This is a genomic window from Rothia sp. BD8 (assembly GCF_044878465.1).
Classification (GTDB): domain Bacteria; phylum Actinomycetota; class Actinomycetes; order Actinomycetales; family Micrococcaceae; genus Rothia; species Rothia kristinae.
Map to the genome: position 1 here is coordinate 1 of NZ_JANJES010000022.1, position 1078 is coordinate 1078.

Consider the following 1078-nt stretch of genomic DNA (forward strand, 5'->3'; position numbering starts at 1 on the left):
TTGTGTGTGTAAGCGGGCGGTGTTTCGGGGTTAGAGGTAGTGCTCGATGCGCTCGGGGAACGCGATCGCGATTTGTTCGAGGGCCTTCATCCAGTTCGTCACGACCTGACCCTCGATGAGCCGGCCGGAGGCCTTGCGCTCGGTGGATGGGCGGCCGCGTTCCCGCGCCCGGTCACGGGCGCGTTTGTCCTCGATGTCGCATCGGGCTCATACGAGTCCGGATGTTCCGAGAAGACTGCCGATGCCGAAGGTCACGGCGAGAGCCGCGGCGCCGCCGACGATCACGCGGGTCACGGCCCGCGGCACGGAGCTTTCCCCGACCCGTGCACCGATCGCCCCCGTGATCCCGAGCGCGAGAATGACGGCAACAAACGTCGCGGGCACCCGCCACTGCTCGGGCGGCAAGAGGATCACGACAAGAGGCAGGATCCCCCCGATCAGGAACGCCATGGCGGAGGAGAAGGCGGCATGCCAAGGACTCGGAACATCATCCGGGTCGATGTTGAGTTCGGTGGAAAGGTGCGCGCGAAGTGCATCCCGTTCCGTGAGCTCGGTCGCGACCTGGAGGGCCGTTTCGGGCCGGAGCCCCTTCTGCTCATACAACCCGGCGAGTTCGATCAACTCCTCCTCGGGTATCTCGGCCAGCTCGCGTTTCTCCTTCTGAATCATCGCGTGTTCACTGTCACGTTGACTGCTCACGGACACGTACTCACCGAGCGCCATCGAGATGGCGCCACCGACTAGGCCCGCCACGCCGGCCGTCAGGATCGGCGCCGTTGCGGTCGTGACGCCCGCAACGCCGACCACGATGGCTGCGACCGAGACGATGCCGTCGTTCGCGCCCAGGACGCCAGCACGCAGCCAGTTCATCTTCTGAGCGATTCCGCCGCGGTGTGGTTCGGCGGCATGCTGACCGACTGGCTCGGTGGTGTTGGGAAGATTCTGCGACATCGCTCGATGATGACACGCCGGCCGGCGGCTGTCCATGAAGGAAAGGCTCTCCTATCGCCGGGCGAGACGGGGGGCATCGGCCATGCGTGGGAGCAGAATACCCAGAGCCCGATTGCGAACTTATACC

Annotated in this window: 1 protein-coding gene and 1 pseudogene; both read right to left on the reverse strand. The window is 65.3% G+C overall.

Annotated elements, in window-relative coordinates; genetic code table 11:
- Positions 1-30: 30 nt before the first annotated feature.
- Positions 31-207: pseudogene (locus NQ707_RS10420) on the reverse strand (IS256 family transposase); the annotation flags it as partial.
- Positions 208-951 carry a VIT family protein gene (locus NQ707_RS10425; protein ID WP_058731821.1) on the reverse strand — a complete coding sequence of 248 codons (744 nt, stop codon included), beginning with the start codon at positions 949-951 and terminating at the stop codon, positions 208-210.
- Positions 952-1078: the final 127 nt, after the last annotated feature.